This window comes from Amnibacterium setariae (assembly GCF_003581425.1).
GTDB lineage: Bacteria > Actinomycetota > Actinomycetes > Actinomycetales > Microbacteriaceae > Amnibacterium > Amnibacterium setariae.
This window is the reverse complement of record NZ_QXTG01000002.1, coordinates 20,407-38,791: the sequence shown is the minus strand read 5'-3', so window position 1 is coordinate 38,791 and position 18,385 is coordinate 20,407. Positions and strand designations below refer to the sequence as shown.

The window sequence follows — 18,385 nt, the reverse complement described above, 5'->3', positions numbered from 1 at the left end:
CCGACCCGGGAGGATCGAGTCGTGCTCGACTTCACCTGGGGCGACGACGCCTTCCCCCTCCGCTTCACCGCCGCCGACGACGGGCCGGTGCTCGCGTCGATCACGACGGGGGTCGACGCGGTCGAGCCGCGGCGGCCGGAGCAGCGGGCGCGGCCGGCGCTCGTCGAGGTGCTCGCCGTCGGCGAGGGGCGCGGGCTCGGCAGCATGCGGGCGATCCGCACCGCGATCGGCGACCGGCTCCGGCACGTCGAGCACCGGGAGTCGGCGGCGGGCGGGCGGCGCGTGCTGACCCTCGTGCAGCGGGACGAGCGGACCGGGGTCGTCGTCACGACGCGCGTCGAGCGGTTCGACGGCGTCGCCGCCTACCGGGTCGCGTCGACGCTCGAGAACCGGGGCTCCGCGCCGCTGCTCCTGCAGCAGGTCACCTCGGGCACCTTCATCGGGCTGACCGGGCACCTCGGCGACCCGGAGGACCTCGACCTGTGGACCGCGCGGAGCGAGTGGTGCGCGGAGAACCGCTGGTCGTCGACCGCGCTGAGCGGCACCGCGGGGCTCGCCGACATCGACGCCGCGCTGCACGGGCATTTCGCGCGCGGCTCGATCGCGCTGACCGGGCACTCCACCTGGCCGTCCGGCGAGCGGGTGCCCGTCGCGGTGCTCGAGCACCGCGGCACCGGCCGGGCGCTCGCGTGGGAGGTCGAGCACAACGGCCCGTGGCGGTGGGAGCTCGACACGCTCTTCGATCCGGCCGAGGCGCTCGCGCTCGCGCTGCTCGGCCCGACCGACGTCGACCACGCGTGGCTGCACCGCCTCGAGCCGGGAGCCGCGTTCGCGACGGTGCCCGCGTCGATCGCCCTCGCCGACGGCGGCTTCGCCGGCGCCATCGGGCAGCTGACCGAGCACCGGCGCCGCTCGCACCTCGACGTGCACGCGGACACCGCGCGGTCGCTCGTGTTCAACGACTACATGAACGCGCTCATGGGCGACCCGACCACCGAGAAGCTGCTGCCGCTGATCGACGCCGCGGCATCGGTCGGCGCCGAGGTCTTCTGCATCGACGCCGGCTGGTACGACGACGGCGGCGACTGGTGGCCGAGCGTCGGCGCCTGGGAGCCCTCCACGGTCCGGTTCGGCGACCTCGGCCTGCCCGGGCTGCTGCAGGTGATCCGGGACCGCGGCATGACGCCGGGGCTGTGGGTGGAGCCGGAGGTCGTCGGCGTCCGGTCCCCCGTCGCGCAGAGCCTGCCCGAGGACGCGTTCATGCACCGCGCCGGCGTGCGGATCGTCGAGCACGACCGGTACTTCCTCGACCTGCGCAGCCCGGCCGCCCTGGCCCACCTCGACGCGGTGTTCGACCGCCTCATCGGCGAGTACGGCGCCCGCTACTTCAAGTGGGACTACAACGTGACGCCGGGCTCCGGCCCGGACGCCGATGCCGCGAGCCCGGGCGACGGCCTGCTCGGCCACGCCCGCGCGCTGCTCGAGTGGGTGGAGGGCCTCCGCGCCCGGTACCCGGGCGTCGTGCTCGAGGCGTGCTCCTCCGGGGCGCAGCGGATGGACGCGGCGACGCTCGCCCGCTTCGACCTGCAGTCGACGACGGACCAGCAGGACGCCCGGCGCTACCCGACGATCGCGGCCGGCGCGCCCGTGGCGATGGCGCCCGAGATCGCCGGCAACTGGGCGTACCCGCAGTCCGAGTGGAGCGACGAGCGGATCGCGTTCACCCTGGTCACCGGCCTCTCCGGCCGGCTCTACCTCTCCGGGAACCTCGACCGGCTCGACGAGCGGCAGCTCGACCTCGTGCGCGAGGCGACCGCTGCGTACCCGGAGCTGATCCGGCACCACGCCCTCGCCCTGCCGTCGTGGCCGCTCGGCCTGCCCGCGTGGGACGCGCCGCAGGTCGCGCTCGCGACCGCGACCAGCGAGCAGACGCTGGCGTTCGTGTGGAACCGGGAGGAGGGCGCGACGTCGCTCGTGCTCGCCTTCCCGGCGCTCCGCGGGCGGGCGGTCGAGGCGGAGACGGTCTTCCCGACGGCGCTGCCCGCGTGGTCGACCTCCTGGGACGCGGAGGCGGGCGAGCTCACCCTCGACCTGACGGGCGCGGGCGAGTCGGCCCGCGTCCTCCGCCTCCGCTGACGTGCATCTCGAAGGTGATCCGGCGGACCGGATCACCTTCGAGATGCAGGGTCGCGGGTCAGAGGGGGCGCTCGAAGACGAAGTCGTCCTCGTCGCGGTCGCCGAGCCGGAACCGCTTCACGCCGACGCGCTCGAAGGCGTGCTTCGCGTAGAAGCGCTGCGCCCGCTCGTTCTCCTGGTTCGTGCCGAGCCACATGCCGGCCGCGCCGCGCTCGCGCCCCGCCTCGAGCGCGCGGGTCAGCAGCTCCGCGGCGGTGCCGCGGCCGTGACCGCCCTCGCGGACGTAGATCTTCGAGAGCTCGACGGTCGGGCGGATCCGCAGCGCGCCCGCGACGTCGGGGTCGGCGGGCTCGCCGAGCACGAGCATCGCGTACCCGTCGAGCGGGGCGCCGGGCGTGGGCTCCGCGACGAGCAGCACGCGGTCCGGGTCGGCGAGGTAGCCGCCGAACGCCTGCTCGGAGAGCGCGGTCTCGACGAAGGCGTCGATGGCGGCCTGCGGCGTGCTCGGCGGGCAGGCGAGGGCGAACGTGGCGCCCGCGACCTCCGCGAGCGCCACGGCGTCGCTCGGCAGCGCCGGGCGGACCGTCACGCGGACGCCTCCGCGACGGACCGCGCCTCCTCCAGGGCCTCCCAGTCCGCGCGGAGCAGCCCCATCAGGACCTCGTCCGTGAAGCCGCCGTCGGTGAAGACCGCCTCGCGGCGCACGCCCTCGAGCTGGAAGCCGGCCTTCTCGTAGGCGGCCCGGCCGCGCGCGTTGAACGCGAAGACCGAGAGCCCGATCCGGTGCAGCCCCATCGCGCGGAAGCCGTAGCGGCTGACGACGCGGACGGCGTCGGTGCCGTACCCGCGGCCGACGTGGTTCGGGCCGATGATGATGCCGAGCGTCGCGGCGCGGGCGGGCAGCGCGGCGCCCCACAGCGTGACGTGGCCGACGAACTCGCCGGACGACACCGTCTCCACGCTGAAGCCGACGGCGGCGCTCGAGTCGTTCCCGCTCCACCGGCGGAAGAGGTCCTGCGCCGGCCCGTCCGGCTGCGGGCGCACGGTCTGCTGCTGGAACACCTGCCACTCCGGGTCGCCCCACCAGCGCTCGAGGTGGATCAGGTCCCGCTCCTCGAGCGGGCGGAGGCGGACCAGGTCGCCGACGAGGAGCCCGCGGCCGTAGGCCTGCGCGGAGTCGGCATCGAGGATGGGCATGCCGGTCAGTATCGCGGTGCCGCGCACCCGGATCCTCCGCCGGCGCTGGGCGCTGTCGGAGGGGCCTGATGGGGTGCTCGAGCGCCCGTGCCCGGCAGCCAGGAGGAACCATGGCCGACAAGATGGGCGTCGAGGCGCGCATCGAGCACTTCCTGCGGGTCTCGCAGGATCCCGCCGCGACGCAGGCCGAGCGGGACACCGCCGGCCAGGAGGCGGAGCGGCTGCTCGCGAAGCACGCGATCGACCGGCTCACGCTCGACGTCGACGGCGCGCGCCGTGCCGAGCGGGAGGCGATCGAGCGCCGCACCGTCGTCATCGCGGGCGGCCGCGGAACGACCGCGCTCGACGTCGTCCTCGGCCTCAGCGCGGCCGCGAAGGCGCTCGGGCTCGTCGCCCACTACCGCGACCGGCGCACCGCCTCCGCCTGGGACGAGCCGGGCACGAAGCCGCACGTCGAGCTCGTCGTCACGGGCTTCGTCTCGGACCTGGCCCTCGCGGTGCCGCTGCTCGAGTCGCTCGCGGTGCAGGCGGCGCTCGCCGTCCGCGCCTGGTGGCGCGCCGATCCCCGTCACCGGCTGATCCCGAAGTGGGACGCGCACCTCGCGCGCTGCGCGTTCGTGCAGGCGTTCGGGGCCGGCGCCGCCGCCCGGCTCGAGGCGGGCCGCGAGCGGGCGCTCGCGGAGACCGGCGCGGGCACCGCGCTCGTCGTGGCCGCCCGGAGCGAGGCCATGGACGCCTGGGTGCAGGACAACGTCGCCGTGCGGCGGGTGACCGACCGGCGCTCGTTCTCCGGGTACGGACGAGCGCCCGGCTACGCGGCCGGGCTCCGCTCCTCCGGCACGGCGCAGCGCTCCGTCGGGGCGTGATCCGCGGAGGGCCGCCGGTGCTCAGACCGAGTCGGCCTCCGTCGGGCTCGCGATCGCGATCGTCGCCGTCTCCGGGCCGACCACCGCGACGGAGCCGGTGAGCGGCGTCGAGTTGGTGAGGCGCTCCGGCGACGTGAGCTCGAGCACGCGCGCGCGATCCATCAGGCCGGCCTCCACGACGAGGTCGGCCACGTCGTGCCCGGTCAGCAGCGCGGTCTTCGCGAGCGCCGACGCGGCCGCGTAGCCGATCCACGGCGTGAGCGCCGTGACGACGCCGACGGAGGTGCGCACCATCGTGTCGAGCCGGTCGACGTTCGCCTGGATGCCCTCCACGCAGTGCAGCCGCAGGGTGCGGCAGCCCGCCGCGAGCCAGGCGACGTTCGTGAGGATCGAGTGGAGGATCAGGGGCTCGAACGCGTTCAGCTGCAGCTGGCCGGCCTCCGCGGCCATCGTCACCGAGACGTCGTGCCCGACGACCGCGAAGGCGATCTGGTTCACGACCTCGGGGATCACCGGGTTGACCTTGCCGGGCATGATCGACGACCCCGCCTGCCGCGGCGGCAGCACGATCTCGCCGAGTCCCGCCTGCGGCCCGGAGGAGAGCAGCCGGAGGTCGTTGCAGATCTTCGACAGCTTCACCGCCGCGCGCTTCAGCACGCCCGACATCTGCATGAAGACGCCGGTGTCGCTGGTGGCCTCGATCAGGTCGCCGGCCGTGACGTACTGCTCCCCCAGCAGGTCGGTCAGGTGCCCCCGGACCGTCGCCGCGTAGCGCGGGTCGGCGGTGATGCCCGTGCCGATGGCCGTCGCGCCGAGGTTGATCTCGCGGAGCAGCGGCAGCACCTCGCGGATGCGGTCCTCGTCCTCGCCGAGCGTCGTCGCGAAGCCGTGGAACTCCTGCCCGAGCGTCATCGGCACGGCGTCCTGCAGCTGCGTCCTGCCGACCTTCAGCACGTCGTGGAACTCGTGGCCCTTGTCCGCGAACGCGCGCTTCAGCGCGACGTGCTCGACGAGCAGGTCCTCGAGCGCGAGGGCGATCGCGATCTTCCCGGCGGTCGGGTAGACGTCGTTCGTGCTCTGGCTGCGGTTGACGTCGTCGATCGGGTTGAGCGCCGCGTAGTCGCCGAGCGGGTGGCCCGCGAGCTCGAGCGCCACGTTCGCGACGACCTCGTTCGCGTTCATGTTCGTGGAGGTGCCCGCACCGCCCTGGATCACGTCGACGACGAACTGGTCGTGGAACCGGCCCTCGCGGATCGCGACGCAGGCCCGCTCGATCATCGCGGCCTTCTCCGGCGGCAGCGCCTCGAGGTCGCGGTTCGCGCGCGCCGCCGCCTGCTTCACGATCGCGAGCGCGTCGACCATCCGCGGGTGGCGGGAGATCGGGGTGCCCGAGATCGGGAAGTTCTCGAGCGCGCGGGCGGTGTGCGCGCCCCAGTAGGCGTCGAAGGGGATCTCGACGGCGCCGAGGCTGTCGATCTCCGTGCGGGTGGTCGGGTGAACGTCGTCGGTCACGAGGGGCCAACCTACGCGCCCGCGCACCCCCGGGGGCTCCGCCGACCCGGGCGCCTCTCGCGGATCCGGGCGGGGAGGTCGACACTGGGCCCATGCGGCTCGCGGTGCACTACTGGAACTTCTCGACGCCCGGGGGGACGGCGGAGATCGCCTCGACGCTGCGCCGCACGGCGCAGATCGCCGACGCCGGCGGGATCAGCGCGATGACGCTGATGGACCACTGGTTCCAGATGGAGGCGCAGGGCCGGGCCGAGGAGCCGATGCTCGAGGGCTACACGGGGCTCGGCTACCTGGCCGGCGTCACGGAGCGCCTGCGGCTCGGTCTGCTCGTGACCGGCGTCACCTACCGGCACCCCGGCCTGCTGGCGAAGATCGTGAGCACCGTCGACGTGCTGTCCGGCGGCCGGGCCTTCCTCGGCATCGGCGCCGCCTGGTACGAGCGGGAGCACCTCGCGCTCGGCGTGCCGTACCCGCCGTTGAAGGAGCGGTTCGAGCGCCTCGAGGAGACGCTCCAGATCTGCCGGCAGATGTGGAGCGACGACGACGGGCCGTACGAGGGCCGCCACTACCGGCTCGCCGAGACCCTCTGCTCGCCGCGGCCGCTCCAGGCGCCGCGCCCGCCGATCCTCATCGGCGGATCGGGCGAGAAGAAGACGCTCCGCCTCGTCGCGCAGTACGGCGACGCCTGCAACCTCTTCGACGCGGGGACCGACGAGGTCGCGCACAAGATCGACGTCCTGCGCGGCCACTGCGCCGACGTCGGCCGCGACCCGGCGGAGGTCGACATCACGCTCACGACGCAGCTGCCGGCCGGCTTCGAGCCCGCCGAGTTCCTCGAGCGGATGCGGGCCTACGCCGCCCTCGGCGTCGTGCAGGTCTCGGTCAGCGTGCCGCCGCAGGACCCGCCGGCCTTCGTCCAGCGGCTGTGCGACGAGGTGCTGCCGGAGCTCTCCGCGCTCTGACCCCTCCTGCAACGTCTCGGGAAGTGTTGCGTAGGCTCTCCCGCGACGAGGAGGTCGACGCGTGCGGATCCGTGGTGCGGTGCTCGAGGAGTCCGGTCGACCCGGACCGTTCGCCGAGACGCGGCCCCTGAGCGTCGGCGCGCTCGACCTCGCGGCGCCGGGACCGACCGAGCTGCTCGTGCGCATCGAGGCGGCCGGCATCTGCCACTCGGACCTCTCCGTCGTCGACGGCAACCGGCCGCGCCCGACGCCGATGCTGCTCGGGCACGAGGCCGCGGGGATCGTCACGGCGGTGGGGCGCGAGGTGCGCGACGTCGCCGAGGGCGACCGCGTCGTGCTCACGTTCCTGCCCCGCTGCGGCGAGTGCGCCGCCTGCGCGACCGACGGCCGCCTCCCCTGCGAGCGCGGCAGCGCCGCGAACGCCGCCGGCGAGCTGCTCGGCGGCGGCACGCGCCTGTCCCGCGGCGGGGAGCCGGTCGCGCACCACCTCGGCGCCTCCGCCTTCGCCGACCACGCCGTCGTCGACCGCCGGTCGGTCGTGCCCGTGGCCGCCGCGGTGCCGGCGGAGGTCGCCGCCCTGCTCGGCTGCGCGGTGCTGACAGGCGGCGGCGCGGTGCTGAACGCCTCCGGCGTGCGGGACGGCGACCCGATCGCGGTCGTCGGGCTCGGCGGGGTGGGCACCGCCGCGCTGCTCGTCGCGAAGGCGACCGGGCACCCGGTGATCGCGGTCGACGCCCTGCCGGCGAAGCTCGACCACGCCCGCGCGTGCGGCGCGGACGAGACCTGGACGCCCGACGAGGCCCAGGAGGCGGGCGTCCGCGCACCGGTCGTGATCGAGGCCGCGGGGCACCCGGCCGCGTTCGAGACGGCCTTCGCGCTCACCGCCCCGGGCGGCACGACCGTGACCGTCGGGCTCCCCCGCGCGGACGCGCGCTCGGGCATCCCGCCGCTGACGCTGACCGCCGAGGCGAGGACGGTGGTCGGCAGCTACCTCGGCTCCTCCGTGCCCGAGCGCGACGTGCCGACGTACGCCGACCTGTGGCTCGACGGCCGGCTGCCCGTCGAGCGGCTCGTGTCCGGCCGGGTGCCGCTCGCGGGGATCAACGGGGCCATGGACGCCCTCGCGGCCGGCACCGCGCTGCGGCAGCTGATCACGTTCGACGACGTCGACGAGGTCGACGAGGAGGAGGAGCAGGCATGAGCGGACGACGGATCGCGATCGTCACGGGAGGCGCGCGCGGCATCGGCGCGGCGATCGCCACGCGCCTGGCGGCGCAGGACCGGGACGTCGCCGTGGTCGACCTCGACGAGGCGGCGACCGAGGACACCGTCGCCGCGGTGCGGGCCGCGGGCGTCCGAGCGGTCGGGATCGGCGCGGACGTGTCGCGGACCGAGGCGGTCGAGGCCGCCGTGGAGCGCGTCGCGGCCGAGCTGGGCGCGCCCACCATCCTCGTGAACAACGCCGGCATCCTCCGCGACAACCTGCTCTTCAAGATGACCGACGACGACTGGGACGCCGTCGTCGCCGTGCACCTCCGGGGCGCGTTCCTGATGAGCCGCGCGGTGCAGCGGCACCAGGTGGAGGCGGGGTGGGGCCGCATCGTCTCGCTGTCGTCGACGAGCGCGCTCGGCAACCGCGGCCAGGCGAACTACGCGGCGGTCAAGGCGGGGCTGCAGGGGTTCACGAAGACCCTCGCGATCGAGCTGGGCCGGTACGGCGTGACCGCGAACGCGATCGCGCCGGGGTTCATCGCGACCGACATGCTCCGGCAGACGGCCGCGCGGATGAAGGTCTCGTACGAGGACTTCCTCGCCGGGGCCGCGAAGGAGATCCCGGTCGCCCGGGTCGGGCAGCCGGCGGACGTCGCCGAGGCGGCCGCGTTCTTCACCTCCGACGCCGCCTCCTTCGTCTCCGGCCAGGTGCTCTACGTGGCGGGAGGGCCGAAGGCGTGACCACGACGTTCCCCTCCCCCGCCGCGCTGCTCGAGGCGGCCGGCACGGACCTCGGCGCGAGCGCGTGGCTGCTGGTCGACCAGGAGCGCATCGACCGGTTCGCCGACGCGACCGACGACCACCAGTGGATCCACGTCGACCCCGAGCGCGCCGCGGCGGGGCCGTTCGGCGCCACGATCGCGCACGGCTACCTCTCGCTGTCCCTGCTCGCGCCGCTCATGTTCGACCTGCTGCACGTCGAGGCCTGCGCGCTCGTCGTGAACGCCGGCTCGGACCGTGTCCGCTTCGTCTCGCCGGTGCGCGCCGGGTCCCGCGTGCGGGCGCGCGGGACGCTCGTCGGCGCAGAGCGCATCCCGACCGGCGTGCGGGCGCGCACCGCGGTGACGCTCGAGGTCGAGGGCGGCGAGAAGCCCGCGCTCGTCGCCGAGACGCTCACGGTGTTCGTGCCCGCCTAGCGACTTCCGCGGATCCGCATTTCCTCCGCGACACGCCGCTTCCGGACACCGCCGCACGGCGTGTCGCCCCGTTCCTGCGGATCCGCGGAGGATCTGCGGATCCGCGAGAGCGGTCAGTGGCTGGTGCGGCCGCGGTGGGACTCGAGGACGGGCGCGATCCAGCGATCGGCGACGATCCCCGTGACGACCGAGTAGAGCGTCTTCCCCGCGAGGTCGACCGCGAGCTCCCGCTTCGGCCAGGTCGTCGGCGGCGCGCCGACGCCCGTGCCGTTCTCGAGCGTCTGATCGACCGCGAGCCGGACCGCGGTGTGGTGCACGTTCGCCACCGGACCCCGGATGCCGGTGACGGCCCACACCCCGCGCAGCGCGCCGACGACCGCGCCGGTCCCCCAGTGCATGAGGTGGTTCCACACCACCGGCCGGTCCGCGTCCGAGGTCCGGAGCCCCAGCAGCCCGCGCAGCGTCCGCGCCGGGACGTACGAGCGCCGGCGCCCCTGCAGCGGGATCTCGAGCTGCCCGGCGGCCGTCATCGCGGCGACGCCGACGAGCCCGCTCACCGCGCCCTTCAGCGCCGCGACCGCGAGCACCTTCGTCCGTGCCATCGCGTCCTCCTCCTCGTTCGGGGGGATCAGCCTGCGCGGCCCCGATCCGAGGACCCGGGGCGGCGCCTCGGCGCCCGCTGACCGCGATCAGCCGAGGCGCTCGACCACCATCGCCATGCCCTGGCCGCCGCCGACGCACATCGTCTCGAGGCCGATCGTCGCGTCCCTCGTCCGGAGCGCGTTGAGCAGGGTCGTCGTGATCCGCGCCCCCGTCATGCCGAACGGGTGGCCGAGCGCGATCGCGCCGCCGTGCACGTTCAGCCGGTCCCACTCCACGCCGAGGTCGTCGGCGGACGGGATCACCTGCGCGGCGAACGCCTCGTTGATCTCCACGAGGTCGACGTCGTCGATGGTCATGCCCGCGTTCGCGAGCGCCTTCCGGCTCGCCTCCACGGGGCCGAGGCCCATGATCTCCGGCGACAGCGCGGTGACGCCGGTCGAGACGATGCGGGCCAGCGGGGTCAGCCCGAGGTCCTTCGCGAGCGCGTCCGACACGACCACGAGGGCCGCGGCGCCGTCGTTCAGCGGGCACGCGTTGCCCGCCGTCACGGTGCCGTCCTTCCGGAACACGGGCTGGAGACCCGCGAGCGTCTCGACCGTGACGCCGGCGCGCGGTCCGTCATCGGTGCGGACGACGCGGCCGTCCGGCGTCGTCACGGGGGTGATCTCCCGCTCGAAGACCCCGACCGCGATCGCCGCCTCGGCGCGGTTCTGGCTGAGGGCCGCGTACTCGTCCTGCCGCTGCCGGCTCACGCGCTTCAGTCCCGCGACGTTCTCCGCCGTCTGCCCCATCGCGATGTAGGCGTCGGGCAGCAGGCCGTCCTCGCGCGGGTCGTGCCAGGCGCCGCCCTCCTCCGCCCGCGCCCTCGTGCGCTTACCCGCCTCGGCGAAGACCGGGTTGAGGATCTCGCGCGGGTCTCGGCCGGGGATGAAGTCGGCGCTGCCGTTCGCGAAGTGCGTCACGGACTCCACGCCCGCGGAGACGAACGCGTCGCCCTCCCCCGCCTTGATCGCGTGGAACGCCATGCGGGTCGTCTGCAGGCTCGACGAGCAGTACCGGTTCACCGTGGTGCCCGGCATGAAGTCGTACCCCAGCCGCACGGCGACGATGCGGGCGATGTTCATCCCCTGCTCGCCGCCGGGCATGCCGCAGCCCATGATCAGGTCGTCGATGCGCTCCGGCGCCAGCTCGGGCACCGCGTCGAGCGCCTCCTGCACGAGCAGCGCCGCCAGGTCGTCGGGCCGGAACCCGATGAGCGACCCCTTGTTCGCGCGCCCGATCGGCGAGCGCTTCGCCGCGACGATGACCGCTTCGGGCATTGCTGAGCTCCTTCGCTCGGGGGTGTGGCGATTTCCGTTTTGAAGGAGTTCTCGCGAGGAACGAGCGAGAACTCCTTCAAAATGGAATCAGACGAAGGCGTTGAAGCCCGTGATCGAGCGGCCGACGATGAGCGTGTTCATCTCGCGGGTGCCCTCGTAGGAGTAGAGCGCCTCCGCGTCGGCGAAGAAGCGGGCGACGCCCTTGTCGAGCACGATGCCGTTGCCGCCGAGGATCTCGCGGGCGTACGCCACGGTCTCGCGCATGCGGGCCGTCGCGAACGCCTTGGCGAGCGCCGAGTGCTCGTCCTTCTGGACCCCGGCGTCCTGCATCTGCGAGGCGCGCAGGCACATGCCGATCGAGGCGGTGATGTTGCCGAGGCCCTTCACGAGCAGGTCCTGGATGAGCTGGTGGCTCGCGATCGGCTGCCCGAACTGCTGCCGGTCCTTCGCGTAGGCGAGCGCCGCCTCCCATGCGCCGACGGCCACGCCGACCGCCTGCCAGGCGACCTCGCACCGGGTGAGGCGCAGCACGGTCGCGACGTCGCGGAAGGAGCGGATGCCGGGCAGCCGCTTCGCCTCCGGCACGCGCACGTCGACCATCGTGATGTCGGCGTTCTGCACGCTGCGGAGCGCGATCTTGTCCTCGATCCTGTCCGCGCGGAACCCGGGCAGGTCGGTGTCGACGAGGAAGCCCTTCACCTGGCCGTCCGCCTCGTCCTTCGCGTAGATCACGACGAAGTCGCTGAAGGTCGCGTTGCCGATCCAGCGCTTCGCGCCGTTCAGCACCCAGTCGTCGCCCTCGCGCCGGGCAGTGGTGCGCAGGCCGCGCGCGGAGTCGGAGCCCGAGTACGGCTCGGTCAGGCCGAACGCGCCGAGCAGCTCGCCGGTCGCCATCCGCGGCAGCAGGTCGGCCTGCTGCTCGGGCGATCCGCCGACGTGGATCGAGCCCATCGCGAGGCCGGACTGCACCCCGACGAACGTCGCGACGGAGGCGTCGACGCGGCCCATCTCGAGCGCCATCCAGCCGCGGAAGACGGCGGTGTTCTCGAACCTGCGCACCTCCGGCACGAAGGGCCCGAGGGCGCCGAGGTCCGCGAGCCACGGGATGACCTGCTTCGGGAACTCCGCCCGGGCCCAGTACTCGTCGGCGATCGGCCGCACGCGCTCCTCGAACACGGCGCGGAACTCGGCCGCGTGACGCTGCTCGTCCGCCGTGAGGAAGTCCTGGTAGCCGTAGAAGTCGCTGACCAGGTGGTCGAGCGTCGGCTCCTCCGAGCCCGTCGAAGCGTTCGCGGTGATCGTCATCGGTCGTCCTCCCTCGGCTGCGTCGCCGAGGCGAGTGTACGCATCACTTCTCAGAACGTTGCAGCGCTAGCATCCGGGACATGACGGCGGTGGACGCGCCCCGGCGCACGACCGGGCTGGGCAGCCTCGGCGCGCGGCTCGTGCCGAGCCCGCTCGGCGAGCGGCTGCTCGTGCACGACGACGCGCAGCGCGCCTTCCGCGCGGCCCGGCACCGCTTCATCGCCGGCGAGCGCATCGACATGTCCGCGCTCGCCGCGGAGCTCGGCGTCGACCGCACCTCCCTGTTCCGCTGGGTCGGCAACCGCGACGCGCTGCTCGGCGAGATCCTCTGGAGCCTGGCGGTCCCGACGTTCGACGCCGCGGACGCCGCGACGGACGCACCCGGCGCCGACCGCGTGGAGGGGGCCCTGACCCGCTTCGTGCACGACCTCATCACCGCGGACTACTTCCGGGGCTGGATCGTGCGGGAGCCCTCGCGCGCCCTCCGGATCCTCACGGGCGACGCGACGCCCGTGCACCGCCGGTTCGTCGCGATCGTCGAACGGCTGCTGGAGGAGGAGATCGCCGCCGGGCGCATGACGACGCCGCTTCCCCTGCACGACCTCGCCACCGTGCTCGTCCGGGTCGCCGAGTCCTACGCCTACGCCGACCTGATCGCCGGCGAGCGCCCGGACGCGGACCGCGCTGCCGCCGCCTTCGCGCTGGTGCTCGCGGCGACGAGGCCCCGCCCGTGACCGACGAGCGGCCGGCCCTCGCGGACTACGGCTGGCGGCGGACGTTCCCCACCCGGTGGCACGACAACGACGTGTTCGGCCATCTGAACAACACGATCTACTACGCCGCGATGGACACGACCGTGACGAGCTGGTTGCTCGACGGCGTCGCGGCGCTGCACGGCCGGCCCGTCCCGGCGGCGGAGACGGATCCCGCCTTCGTCGTCGCGTCGTCCTGCCGCTACTTCGCCTCCGCCGCGTTCCCGGACACGCTCGTCGTCGGCCTGCGCGCGGACCGCGTCGGGACGACGAGCATCTCGTGGGGGCTCGGCATCTTCCGCGAGGCGGACGGGGAGCTGCTCGCGATGGGCAGCTTCGTGCACGTGTTCGTCGGCCGCGACGACCTACGGCCGATCCCGGTGCCCGCGGCCATCCGCGAGCGCATCGGCCGCGAACTCGAAGCGGGCGCTTAGCGCACCGCGGCATGCTCGGTCAGGTCACTTCGAAGGAGAAGCACGAATGAACGACGACGTTCTCGACGGCCCCGGCAACGCGACGATCTCCGTCGCGACGATCCTCGCCGAGTCGGCGCACCGGTACCCGGACAAGACGGCCGTGATCTGGGCCGGCCAGACCGGGCCGCAGTCCCGCGCCACGTACGGGGAGCTGTGGCGGGACGCGAAGGCGATCGCCGGCGCGCTGAAGGCCCGCGGCGTCGGCCGCGGCGACCGCGTCGCGATGCTCGTGCCGAACGTGCCCGACTTCCCGAAGGTCTACTACGCCGTGCTCGCGATCGGCGCGGTCGCGGTGCCGATCCACCTCCTGTTCAAGCGCGACGAGATCGCCCACGTGCTGCGCGACAGCGGCGCGAAGCTCGTGGTCATCGGGGCACCGAGCCTCGGGGAGGCGCTGCCCGCTGCGATGGAGGTCGGCGTCGACGCCGTCTCGATCCTGCTGCCGGAGGCCGCGAAGGACCTCGCGCCGATCCCGCGCCTCGAGGCGCTCGCCGCCGAGGCGGAGCCGATCGTGCGGCAGGAGGCGATGGGGCCGCTCGAGCCCGCGACGCTGCTCTACACGAGCGGCACGACCGGGACGCCGAAGGGCGCCGTCGGCGCGCACTTCTCGCTCGTCGAGCAGGTCAACGTGTCGCTCATCGACCTGTTCGACATGCGCCACGAGGACGTCGTCTTCGGCGGGCTGCCCCTGTTCCACACGTTCGGGCAGACCTGCGTGCTGAACACCGCGTTCCGCAAGGGCGCGACGATCGTGATGCTGCCGAAGTTCGAGCCGACCGCGGCGCTCACCGCGATGGCGGAGCACGGCGCGACCGTGTTCACGGCGGTGCCGACCATGTACGTCGGTCTGCTCGCCGGCGCCCGGGCGGGCGCGCCGAAGCCGCAGCTGCGGTACGCGATCTCGGGCGGGGCCCCGCTGCCGCTCGCCGTGCTCGAGGAGTTCTCGGAGACCTTCGGGGCCACCGTCTACGAGGGCTACGGCCTGACCGAGACCTCTCCCGTCGTGTCGTTCAACCCGATCGGCCGGGAGATCCGGCCCGGCACGATCGGGGTGCCGATCTGGGGCTCCGACGTGCTGATCGCGGACCCGGACGTCGACGACCGGATCGTGGAGCTGCCCCGCGGCGAGCTCGGCGAGCTCGTGGTCCGGGGCCACAACCTGTTCAAGGGCTACCTCGGGCGGCCGGAGGCGAACGCGGAGGCGGTCGTCGACGGCTGGTTCCGCACCGGCGACCTCGCGACCATGGGCGAGGACGACTACCTGACGATCGTCGACCGCAAGAAGGACATGATCCTGCGGAACGGCTACAACGTGTACCCGACCGAGGTCGAGGGCGTGATCATGCGGCACCCCGCGGTGCAGGCGGCCGCGGTCTTCGGCACGCCGCACCCGAAGCACGGGCAGGAGATCGAGGCGGCCGTCGTGCTGAAGGACGGCGCGAGCGCGACGCCGGAGGAGCTGCGCGACTTCGTGAAGGCGAAGATCGCCGCCTACAAGTTCCCGCGCACCGTACGGGTCGTCGACGAGCTGCCGCTCGGCCCCTCCGGCAAGGTGCTGAAGCGCGAGCTGACCCGGGTCTACTCGGAGGAGCAGCAGCCCGCCGGCGTCTGACGCGCGGGCTCCGTCCGCGGATGCCGCGCTGGTCGAGGTGCGAGCGCAGCGAGCCTCGAGACCACCCCGGGCTCCACGTGGTTTCGGCACGGGCGCGGAGCGCCCGGCTCAACCACCGTGGCGGGGCGGGGCCGCTCGACGGCCTCCGCCGGTCAGGGGCGGGGGGGTGCCGTAGATGGTCGTGCACCAGACGTCGGCGAGCACGTCGAGGAGCTCGTCCTGGCCGAGCGCCGGCTGCTCACCCGCGAAGGAGGCGACGAGCACGCGCTCGTTCATCGCGTTCAGCGCGACGCTCGTGGCGCGCGGGTCGACGATCTCGCGCGCCCGGCCCTTCCGCCGCTCGGCGACGATCGTGGAGGCGGTCAGGTCCACCCAGCGGCCCGACCGCCGCGCCCACTCCTCGCGGATCTCCGGCACCGTCGCCCGGGCCTCCGCGAGCGTGACCGACACGGCGCGGTGGTCCCCGAACACGTCGACGAAGACGCCGATCGACGACCGCCACCAGGCCGCCGGGTCGTCTCCCGGGACACCGATCCCGGCGAGCCGCTCGTCCACCTCAGCCACCATCCGGTCGAGCAGCTCGAGCAGCACCGCCTGCTTGGAGGCGAAGTAGAAGTAGAACGCGCTGCGGGAGATCGCGGCGCCGGCCGCGATCTCGTCCACGGTGATCTCCGCGAGGGGCCGCATCCGCAGCAGGCCCTCGAACACCTCGACGATCGAGCGCTGCCGCTCGTCGCCGGAAGGCCGGCCTTCTCGCCTGCCCCGGGTCGCCGCGCTCACGACCTGAGCCTAGGCGGAGAGATTCGACACGGTGTCGACTTTCTCGACACCGTGTCGATAGCGTGGGGTGCAGCGGGGAGGTCGATGATGACGGAGCACCTGGACGTGGTGGTCGTGGGCGCGGGGCTGTCCGGGATCGGAGCAGCGGCGACGATCGCCCGGCGCATGCCGGGCGCGTCCCTCGCGGTCCTCGAGTCGCGGGACGTGATCGGCGGCACCTGGGACCTGTTCCGGTACCCCGGCGTCCGCTCCGACTCCGACATGTACACGCTCGGCTACGCCGCGCGCCCCTGGCCCGGAGAGAAGGCGATCGCCGACGGCGACGACATCCGCGAGTACGTGCGCCGCGCCGCGGAGGAGACGGGCGTGCGGGACCGCATCCGGTTCCGGACGCGCGTGGTCGCCGCGTCCTGGCGGTCCGAGCGCGGGCACTGGGAGCTCACCCTGCTGCACCGCGACCCGGCGGCGACAGGCGAGTGGCGCGAGGGCGAGGCCGGCGCGACGAGCACGATCACCTGCGCCTTCCTCTTCGGCTGCACCGGCTACTACCGCTACGACGAGGGCTACTCCCCCGAGATCCCCGGCCTCGGCGACTTCGCCGGGAGGGTGGTGCACCCGCAGCACTGGCCCGCCGACCTCGACCCGGCGGGCAAGCGGTTCGTCATCATCGGCAGCGGGGCCACGGCCGTCACGCTCGTGCCGGCCCTCGCGAAGCGGGGCGCGCACGCCGTCATGCTGCAGCGCTCCCCTACGTACGTCGCCGCCGTCCCGTCGCGCGACCGGCTCGCGCTGCGACTGAAGGGGCGCCTGCCGGCGCCGCTCGCGTACCGGGTCGTCCGGGCGAAGCACATCCTCGGCTCGATCGTCCTGTACCAGTACGCCCGCCGCCGGCCCGCGGCGATGAAGGCGGTGCTGCGGAACGCGGCGAAGGCGAAGCTGCCCGCCTCCTTCGACGTCGACACGCACTTCGCGCCGACGTACGACCCGTGGGACCAGCGCCTGTGCGCGGTGCCGGGCGGCGACCTCTTCCGCGCGATCACGGCGGGCGACGCCGACGTCGTGACGGACCGCATCGAGCGGGTCGACGAGCACGGCGTCCGCCTCGCCTCGGGCGGCCGCCTGGACGCGGACGTGCTCGTCACCGCGACCGGGCTGAACGTGCTCGTGCTGGGCGGCATCCGCCTCGACGTCGACGGGCGGCCCGTGGACCCGGGCCGGACGATGGCGTGGAAGGGCTTCATGCTCGCCGGGGTCCCGAACCTCGCGTACACGATCGGCTACACGAACTCCTCCTGGACCCTGCGCGCCGACCTCGTCGCGAGCGCCGTGGTCGACCTGCTGCAGCGCATGCGCCGCCGCGGCACCCCGGTCGTGACGCCGCAGGCGCCGACGGACCCGGGGCCGACCGCCCCGGTGATCGACCTGGCCGCGGGCTACATCCGGCGCGGGCTCGCGCAGCTGCCGCGCCAGGGCAGCCGCTCGCCGTGGAGGGTGCACCAGAACTACCTCCGCGAACTCGTCCTGTTCCGGCTCGACCCGCGCCGCCGCGCGCTCCGCTTCGAACCCGCCGCCCGGCGGACCTGACCCGAAAGGCACCATGCCCTCCTCCAGCCCCTTCCCCCGCGTCACCGTGCTCGGCCTCGGCGTGCTCGGCGCGCAGATCGCGCTGCAGACCGCCGCGCACGGCGTCGACGTGACGGCGTACGACGTCGACGACGCCGCCCTCGCCACGGGACGCGGCCGGCTCGACACCTTCGCCGCCGAGGCCGCGGGCGAGATGCCCGACGCCGAGGCCTACCGCGGCGCTCCGGAGCGGATCCGGCTCGTCAGCGACCTCGCCGAGGCCGTGCGGGAGGCGGACCTCGTGATCGAGGCCGTGCCGGAGCGCCTCGAGCTGAAGCGCGACGTGTGGGCCCGGGTCGGGGCCGCCGCCCCGGAGGCGACCGTGTTCGCGACGAACTCCTCGAGCCTGCTGCCGAGCGCCATCGCCGACGCGACGGGACGGCCCGACCGCTTCCTCGCCCTCCACTTCGCGAACCACGTCTGGGTCAACAACACCGCCGAGGTGATGGGCACGCCGCAGACCGACCCCGCCGTCGCCGACCGGGTGCAGGCGTTCGCCGAGGCGATCGGCATGATCGCCATCCGGCTGCACAAGGAGCAGCCGGGCTACGTGCTGAACTCCCTCCTGATCCCCTTCCTCGGCGCCGCGGCCGAGCTCCTCGTGAAGGGCGTCGCCGACCCCGCGACGATCGACCTGACCTGGCGGAAGGCGACCGGCGCCCCGGCGGGCCCGTTCCAGATCTACGACGTCGTGGGGCTCCGCACCGCGTACGCCGTCGCGTCCGCCGACCCGCGGTCCGCCGTCTGGGCGGCGCACCTCAAGGAGCACTACCTCGACCAGGGGAAGCTGGGCGTCGAGTCCGGCGAGGGCTTCTACCGCTACTGATCCCGCCC

18 protein-coding genes are annotated in these 18,385 nt (G+C 74.0%); 11 read left to right on the top strand and 7 right to left on the bottom strand.

Features of this window, described 5'->3' with window-relative positions; genetic code table 11:
• Nucleotides 1-21: 21 nt before the first annotated feature.
• The gene (locus tag D1781_RS08115; protein ID WP_119481846.1) at nt 22-2,136 is read left to right on the top strand and encodes a glycoside hydrolase family 36 protein; all 2,115 of its coding nucleotides are present in this window, start codon (nt 22-24) and stop codon (nt 2,134-2,136) included.
• Nucleotides 2,137-2,194: 58 nt separating this feature from the next.
• Here the strand turns inward: D1781_RS08115 and D1781_RS17740 are convergent, their stop codons facing one another.
• Entirely contained in the window at nt 2,195-2,725 is a 531-nt protein-coding gene (locus tag D1781_RS17740) for a GNAT family N-acetyltransferase (RefSeq protein ID WP_119481845.1), read from the bottom strand.
• A complete protein-coding gene (locus D1781_RS17735) occupies nt 2,722-3,333 on the bottom strand; it encodes a GNAT family N-acetyltransferase (protein WP_119483123.1) in 612 nt (203 codons plus the stop codon). Before D1781_RS17735 ends, D1781_RS17740 begins: the two co-directional genes overlap by 4 nt.
• A 110-nt stretch (nt 3,334-3,443) precedes the next feature.
• On the opposite strand from D1781_RS17735, the gene D1781_RS08100 reads away from it, so the two are divergent.
• Nucleotides 3,444-4,199, top strand: a complete 756-nt coding sequence (locus D1781_RS08100; protein ID WP_119481844.1) for a hypothetical protein — start codon at nt 3,444-3,446, stop codon at nt 4,197-4,199.
• A gap of 21 nt (nt 4,200-4,220) precedes the next feature.
• On the opposite strand, the gene D1781_RS08095 is transcribed toward D1781_RS08100, so the two are convergent.
• Nucleotides 4,221-5,711, bottom strand: a complete 1,491-nt coding sequence (locus D1781_RS08095) for an aspartate ammonia-lyase (protein WP_199706511.1) — start codon at nt 5,709-5,711, stop codon at nt 4,221-4,223.
• Between the two features lie 92 nt (nt 5,712-5,803).
• Between D1781_RS08095 and D1781_RS08090 the strand changes: the two genes are divergently transcribed.
• The 4 genes from D1781_RS08090 (at nt 5,804) to D1781_RS08075 (ending at nt 9,081) form a co-directional block, all read left to right on the top strand.
• Entirely contained in the window at nt 5,804-6,673 is an 870-nt protein-coding gene (locus tag D1781_RS08090; RefSeq protein WP_119481842.1) for an LLM class F420-dependent oxidoreductase, read from the top strand.
• A gap of 61 nt (nt 6,674-6,734) precedes the next feature.
• Nucleotides 6,735-7,874, top strand: coding sequence for an alcohol dehydrogenase catalytic domain-containing protein (locus tag D1781_RS08085; protein ID WP_119481841.1), 1,140 nt, complete (start codon nt 6,735-6,737; stop codon nt 7,872-7,874).
• Nucleotides 7,871-8,626 carry an SDR family oxidoreductase gene (locus D1781_RS08080; RefSeq protein ID WP_119481840.1) on the top strand — a complete coding sequence of 252 codons (756 nt, stop codon included), beginning with the start codon at nt 7,871-7,873 and terminating at the stop codon, nt 8,624-8,626. Before D1781_RS08085 ends, D1781_RS08080 begins: the two co-directional genes overlap by 4 nt.
• Nucleotides 8,623-9,081, top strand: coding sequence for a MaoC family dehydratase (locus D1781_RS08075; protein ID WP_119481839.1), 459 nt, complete (start codon nt 8,623-8,625; stop codon nt 9,079-9,081). The genes D1781_RS08080 and D1781_RS08075 overlap by 4 nt, the downstream gene beginning before the upstream one ends.
• A gap of 113 nt (nt 9,082-9,194) precedes the next feature.
• On the opposite strand, the gene D1781_RS08070 is transcribed toward D1781_RS08075, so the two are convergent.
• From D1781_RS08070 to D1781_RS08060, 3 genes are all read right to left on the bottom strand, one after another.
• Nucleotides 9,195-9,683 carry a hypothetical protein gene (locus D1781_RS08070; protein ID WP_199706509.1) on the bottom strand — a complete coding sequence of 163 codons (489 nt, stop codon included), beginning with the start codon at nt 9,681-9,683 and terminating at the stop codon, nt 9,195-9,197.
• A gap of 87 nt (nt 9,684-9,770) precedes the next feature.
• A complete protein-coding gene (locus D1781_RS08065; RefSeq protein WP_119481838.1) occupies nt 9,771-11,003 on the bottom strand; it encodes an acetyl-CoA C-acetyltransferase in 1,233 nt (410 codons plus the stop codon).
• An 87-nt stretch (nt 11,004-11,090) separates the two neighbouring features.
• On the bottom strand, nt 11,091-12,308 hold the full coding sequence (locus D1781_RS08060) for an acyl-CoA dehydrogenase family protein (RefSeq protein ID WP_119481837.1): 1,218 nt from the start codon (nt 12,306-12,308) through the stop codon (nt 11,091-11,093).
• An 80-nt stretch (nt 12,309-12,388) separates the two neighbouring features.
• On the opposite strand from D1781_RS08060, the gene D1781_RS08055 reads away from it, so the two are divergent.
• Genes D1781_RS08055 through D1781_RS08045 form a run of 3 tightly spaced genes read left to right on the top strand, consistent with a single transcriptional unit; the run spans nt 12,389 to nt 15,148 of the window.
• Nucleotides 12,389-13,042, top strand: a complete 654-nt coding sequence (locus tag D1781_RS08055; protein WP_158590035.1) for a QsdR family transcriptional regulator — start codon at nt 12,389-12,391, stop codon at nt 13,040-13,042.
• Complete coding sequence (locus tag D1781_RS08050; protein ID WP_119481836.1) at nt 13,039-13,494, top strand: acyl-CoA thioesterase; 456 nt, start codon at nt 13,039-13,041, stop codon at nt 13,492-13,494. The genes D1781_RS08055 and D1781_RS08050 overlap by 4 nt, the downstream gene beginning before the upstream one ends.
• A gap of 46 nt (nt 13,495-13,540) precedes the next feature.
• On the top strand, nt 13,541-15,148 hold the full coding sequence (locus D1781_RS08045; RefSeq protein WP_119481835.1) for a long-chain-fatty-acid--CoA ligase: 1,608 nt from the start codon (nt 13,541-13,543) through the stop codon (nt 15,146-15,148).
• A gap of 108 nt (nt 15,149-15,256) precedes the next feature.
• On the opposite strand, the gene D1781_RS08040 is transcribed toward D1781_RS08045, so the two are convergent.
• The gene (locus D1781_RS08040) at nt 15,257-15,928 is read right to left on the bottom strand and encodes a TetR/AcrR family transcriptional regulator (RefSeq protein WP_199706507.1); all 672 of its coding nucleotides are present in this window, start codon (nt 15,926-15,928) and stop codon (nt 15,257-15,259) included.
• An 87-nt stretch (nt 15,929-16,015) separates the two neighbouring features.
• Between D1781_RS08040 and D1781_RS08035 the strand changes: the two genes are divergently transcribed.
• Nucleotides 16,016-17,512, top strand: coding sequence for a flavin-containing monooxygenase (locus D1781_RS08035; RefSeq protein WP_233551184.1), 1,497 nt, complete (start codon nt 16,016-16,018; stop codon nt 17,510-17,512).
• Between the two features lie 13 nt (nt 17,513-17,525).
• Nucleotides 17,526-18,377, top strand: a complete 852-nt coding sequence (locus D1781_RS08030; RefSeq protein ID WP_119481833.1) for a 3-hydroxyacyl-CoA dehydrogenase — start codon at nt 17,526-17,528, stop codon at nt 18,375-18,377.
• The last annotated feature ends 8 nt before the right edge of the window (nt 18,378-18,385 follow it).